Below are 5,112 nucleotides of genomic sequence, written 5' to 3'. Positions count from 1 at the left end.
CACCCGGCTTCCCGGGTTCCGCCGGATGCCCTGGACGTCCCGGATTCCCCGGGTGGCCCGGCCCTCCCGGCTCTCCCGGCCCTCCCGGCCGCCCGGGCGGGTTGCCGTGCCCCCCGTCGTGGGTGGCGCAGTCGTTGCCCGTCGTGGCGTCGCCCACACCGATGACGTCGACGCTGTTGCCGCACACGTTCACCGGGATGTCGACCGGCACCTGCACGGTGTTGCCGGATCCGACGCCCGGCGAGCCGCCGGTGTGACCGTCCGCGCGCGAGCCGCCGGAGCCGCTGCCCGCGGGGCCGCCCGGCCGGTTCCCCGAAGTGCCGCCGTGATGGCCGCACTTGTTCCCCACCGACGGGTTGAGCAGCCCGACGACGTTCACCGTGTTGCCGCAGATGTTCACCGGAGCGTGTACCGGCGCCTGCACCGTGTTGCCGGACAGTACGCCGGGTGAGTCCCCGGCGGCGCCCCTGGCGCCCGAGTCGGCGTGTGCGTAACCGCTCGCGGCGGCGATCACGCCGGTCGCGGCGGCCATGGTCATCAGGCCTTTGCGCATACTCTCACGCATGCTGGATTCCCCCCTGCCTTCTGTGCTTTCGTTCCGGAAAGCCGGTCGGCCCCGGAGCGCGTGGCGCGCGCTCCGGGGCCGACGGCTCGTAAAGGACGCCCCTCAGGGAGTCTGCGTCACTTGTTGATGCAGACGTTGCCGAAGGCGGGGTTCAGGACGCCGACCACGTCGATCGTGTTGCCGCACACGTTCACCGGGACGTGGATGGGCGCCTGGATGACGTTGCCGGACACGACACCCGGGGAGTTCAGGGCGGCGCCCTGGGCACCGGAGTCGGCGACGGCGAGGCCCGCACCCGCGAGAACCAGACCACCGGTGGCGGCCGCAGCTGCGACGACCTTCTTGATCATTCTTCCTCCTAGTTGGCAATGCGACCCCAAGGCGCGGGGTCACATCAGATGCAACGAGGAGGAACTAATGAAGCTACGAACTGATCGTCGCATTCACCCATCTCAGGACGTTTCGTACGACTGCCCGAATATCGCAGCGCACGCCCCGGACGGGCCGGCCGAGGGCACGGGGCGCGGCCTCACGACGCGTCGATGAACCGGTCCAGCACCCGCACGCCGAACCGCAGTCCGTCGACCGGCACCCGCTCGTCCACGCCGTGGAACATGCCGGCGAAGTCCAGCTCCGGCGGCAGCTTCAGCGGGGCGAAGCCGAAGCCGCGGATGCCGAGGTCGTCGAAGGACTTGGCGTCGGTGCCGCCGGAGAGCATGTACGGGATCGCCTTGGCGGTCGGGTCCTCGGCGAGCAGCGCGGACTGCATGGCCGCCACCAGCGGGCCGTCGAAGCCGGTCTCCAGCGCCTTGTCCGAGTGCACGTCCTCGCGGCGCACGTTCGGGCCGAGCAGCCGGTCGAGGTCGGCGAGGAACTCCTCCTCGTGACCGGGCAGGAACCGGCCGTCGATGTGGGCGGTGGCCTCGCCCGGGATGACGTTGACCTTGTAGCCGGCGTTCAGCTGGGTGGGGTTGGCGGTGTTGCTCAGGGTCGCGCCGATCAGCTTGGCGATGCCGCCGAGCTTGGCGATGGTGGACTCCATGTCCTCCGGGTCCAGCTCGGTGCCGAGCGCGTCGCCCAGCTCGTCGAGGAAGGCCCGGGTGGTCTTGGTGACCCGCACCGGGAACTTGTGCCGGCCGACCCGGGCCACCGCCTCCGACAGCTCGGTGATGGCGTTGTCCCGGTGGATCATCGACCCGTGCCCGGCGGTGCCGGCCACGGTCAGCTTCATCCAGTGCATGCCCTTCTCGGCCGTCTGGATCAGATAGAGGCGCCGGTTGTCGTCGACGGTGAAGGAGAAGCCGCCGACCTCGCTGATGGCCTCGGTGACGCCCTCGAACAGCTCGGGGTGGTGGTCGACCAGGTAGCGGGCGCCGTACGTGCCGCCCGCCTCCTCGTCGGCGAGGAAGGCGACCACGACGTCCCGCGGGGGCCGGCGCCCGCTGCGCAGCCGGTCGCGCACGACCGCCAGCGTCATGGCGTCCATGTCCTTCATGTCGACGGCGCCGCGTCCCCACACGCAGCCGTCGGCGATCTCCCCGGAGAACGGGTCGTGGGTCCAGTCGACGGCGTTGGCCGGTACGACGTCCAGGTGGCCGTGGATGAGCAGCGCGGGCCGGGACGGGTCCTCGCCCTCGATCCGGGCCACCGTGGAGGCACGGCCGGGGTGCGACTCGTAGATCTTCGGTTCCAGCCCGACCTCGGCGAGCTTCTCGGCGACCCATTCGGCGGCCTTGCGCTCGCCGGGGCCGGAGTGGTCGCCGTAGTTGCTGGTGTCGAACCGGATCAGCTCGCGGCAGAGGTCCACGACCTCGTCCTCGCCGGTGACGGTCCTGGCCGTGCCCGTCTCGCTCACGATGCTTCCTCCCGCTGTCACTGCTGGTGGTCCCCCTCATCCTCTCTCCGGCCCCGCCCCGGACCCAATACCGGGCCCCGCCTGTGACACGCCGTTCACGCGCGGCCGGGGCCGGGGCCGGGGGGTGATCGGACACCCCCGAAAGCCTGGTAATGTTTCCTTCGTCGCCGCGAGGGAAACCCCGCCGAAAGGGAAGATCTCGCACGACAGACACCTTGTCCGGGTGGCGGAATGGCAGACGCGCTAGCTTGAGGTGCTAGTGCCCTTTATCGGGCGTGGGGGTTCAAGTCCCCCCTCGGACACCAGCAAGGCCCCTGCAATCGCGGGGGCCTTTCGCGTGCGTGCGGGGCGGTTTCTAGACTGGGGCTGTGGGCCGGGTCAACGACGAGGTCGAGGCGTTGCTGCGGGAGTACGCCGATCTCATCGCGATCACCGGAGGCGACGCGTTCAAGGCGCGTGCCTATGAGAAGGCGGCGCGGGCGATCGGCGGGTATCCGGCGGACGTCTCCACGCTGGAGCCGGACGCGCTGCGGGAGATCCCGAACGTGGGCCGGTCGATCGCCGGCACGGTGGCCGAGTATCTGCGCACGGGCCGGATCGCGGTGGTCGAGGAGCGCCGGTCGAGGATCCCCGCGGGAGTGCGGGAGCTGATCACGATCCCGACGCTCGGGCCGAAGAAGGCGCTGCGGCTCTACGAGGACCTGCACATCTCGTCGGTGGACGAGCTGGCCTCGGCCGTCGAGGCGGACGCGCTGGCGGATCTGAAGGGCTTCGGGGAGAAGACGCAGGAGAACATCCGGCACGGCATCGAACTGCTCCGGCGGGCGGGCGGCCGGGTGCCGCTGCCCCTGGCGCTGGACACCGCCGAGGAGATCCTCGCGGAGCTGTCCGGGGTGACGGGCTGCGAGCGCTGCGCGTACGCCGGTTCGCTGCGCCGGATGCGGGAGACCGTCGGCGATGTGGACGTGCTGGTGGCGGCGGACCGGTCGGCGCCGTTCATGGACGCCCTGTGCGCGCTGCCGGCCACCGCGGAGGTCGTGGCGCGGGGCACGAAGAAGACCTCGGTGCGCACCGGCAAGGGGCTCCAGGTCGATCTGCGCGTGGTGCCCCCTCGGTCGTGGGGCGCGGCGATGCAGTACTTCACCGGCTCCAAGGCGCACAACATCCGCACCCGGACCATCGCCGTGCACCAGGGGCTGAAGCTGTCCGAGTACGGCCTGTTCGACGCCGAGAGCGGCGACTCGCTGGCCTCCCGCACCGAGGAGGAGGTGTACGCCCGGCTCGGGCTGCCGTGGATCGCGCCGACGCTGCGGGAGGACCGCGGGGAGATCGAGGCGGCGCTGCGCGGCGAGCTGCCCGGGGTGGTGACCGAGCGGGACATCCGCGGCGACCTGCACACGCACACCGATCTCACGGACGGCCTGGCCTCGCTGGAGGCGATGGTGGACGCCGCCGCCGGGCGCGGTTACGCCTACTTCGCGGTCACCGACCACGCGCCCGACCTGTCCATGCAGCGCATGACGGACGAGAAGATCCTCGCCCAGCGGGAGCGGCTGCGGCAGCTGGACGGCACCCGTGGCCGGCTGCGGCTGCTGCACGGCACGGAGCTGAACATCGGGCCGGACGGGGACGTGGACTGGCCGGCGGAGTTCCTGGCGGGGTTCGACCTGTGCGTGGCCTCGCTGCACTCCCACTTCGATCTGGACCGTACGGCGATGACCCGGCGGCTGGTGCGGGCCTGCGAGAACCCGTACGTCAACGTCATCGGGCATCCGACCACCCGGCTGATCGGCAGGCGGCCGGGGGTGGACGCCGACTGGGACGAGGTGTTCGCCGCGTGCGCGCGGACCGGTACCGCGCTGGAGGTCAACGCGCAGCCGGACCGGCTCGACCTGCGCGACGAGGACATCCTGCGGGCGAGGGAGCACGGGGTGCGGTTCGCCGTGAACACCGACGCGCACTCCGTGCCGCACCTGGGCCGGATGCGCTACGGCGTGGCCACCGCGCAGCGCGGCTGGCTGACCGGGGAAGAGGTGATCAACGCCTGGCCGCCGACCCGGCTGCGCGCCTTTCTGCGCAAGGGCGGGCGGCGATCCTGAGGGCATGCCTCCGCTGCCGCTTCCCTTCTCCGACGGCCGGTTTCAGCTGAGTGGCCGGACCGTGAGCGTGCCGTCGGGCCCGTGGTCGACCCGGGTGGCGTGGCGGCGGGCGTGGGTGTCCAGGACGGTGCGCAGCCAGGCGGTGTCGTCGGCGGTGGCGTGCTCCAGGCGCATCCGGCGGGCCCGCAGCGGCACCAGCCGCACTCCGGTCAGCCGGCCGGTGCCGGGCTCGGCCGACACCAGGTACAGCAGCCTGAGGTCGTCGCGGTAGCTCTCGTAGCCGCCGATGCCCTCGTAGTCGTCGACGAGGTCGCCGCAGCCGTACAGGACGAGCCGGTCCCGGTAGATCTCCGGCGGACGCGGGTGGTGCGAGGAGTGGCCGTGGACGATGTCGGCGCCCGCGTCGACGAGCGCGTGGGCGAAGCGGACCTCGTCGCGGGTGACGGTGTAGCCCCAGTTGGGCCCCCAGTGGACGGAGGCGACGACGAGGTCCCCGGGCCGCCCGTCGTGCCGCAGGCGGTCGGCGAAGTCCAGGGCGGCGGCCGTGGTCGGCCCGGCAGGCTTTTCGTCACGGGCCGGACGGCGAGCCGAGC

At 71.8% G+C, this 5,112-nt stretch carries 5 protein-coding genes and 1 tRNA gene; 2 read left to right on the top strand and 4 right to left on the bottom strand.

What is annotated here, in order from left to right:
* The 3 genes from H5J33_RS38405 to H5J33_RS23030 form a co-directional block, all read right to left on the bottom strand.
* A partial coding sequence (locus H5J33_RS38405; RefSeq protein ID WP_181796810.1) for a chaplin occupies nt 1-565 on the bottom strand: 565 nt, incomplete at its 3' end.
* A gap of 116 nt (nt 566-681) precedes the next feature.
* A complete protein-coding gene (chpH, locus tag H5J33_RS23035) occupies nt 682-915 on the bottom strand; it encodes a chaplin ChpH (protein WP_181796809.1) in 234 nt (77 codons plus the stop codon).
* A 179-nt stretch (nt 916-1,094) separates the two neighbouring features.
* A complete protein-coding gene (locus H5J33_RS23030; RefSeq protein WP_181796808.1) occupies nt 1,095-2,420 on the bottom strand; it encodes a M20/M25/M40 family metallo-hydrolase in 1,326 nt (441 codons plus the stop codon).
* A 217-nt stretch (nt 2,421-2,637) separates the two neighbouring features.
* On the opposite strand from H5J33_RS23030, the gene H5J33_RS23025 reads away from it, so the two are divergent.
* Nucleotides 2,638-2,725: transfer RNA gene (locus tag H5J33_RS23025), tRNA-Leu, on the top strand.
* 63 nt (nt 2,726-2,788) lie between these two features.
* Nucleotides 2,789-4,519: a DNA polymerase/3'-5' exonuclease PolX gene (gene polX, locus H5J33_RS23020; protein ID WP_181796807.1), complete on the top strand. Its 1,731-nt coding sequence runs from the start codon at nt 2,789-2,791 to the stop codon at nt 4,517-4,519.
* Between the two features lie 42 nt (nt 4,520-4,561).
* On the opposite strand, the gene H5J33_RS23015 is transcribed toward polX, so the two are convergent.
* On the bottom strand, nt 4,562-5,112 hold a 551-nt coding region (locus H5J33_RS23015), incomplete at its 5' end, for a CapA family protein (RefSeq protein WP_181796806.1).

It is taken from the genome of Streptomyces sp. WELS2, assembly GCF_013870595.1.
In the GTDB taxonomy this organism is placed as follows: domain Bacteria; phylum Actinomycetota; class Actinomycetes; order Streptomycetales; family Streptomycetaceae; genus Streptomyces.
This window is presented reverse-complemented; position numbering and strand designations above follow the sequence as displayed.

What these genes read in the sequence shown, in the direction of transcription:
- chpH (WP_181796809.1), bottom strand. Translation starts at nt 915, where the DNA reads ATGATCAAGAAGGTCGTCGCAGCTGCGGCCGCCACCGGTGGTCTGGTT.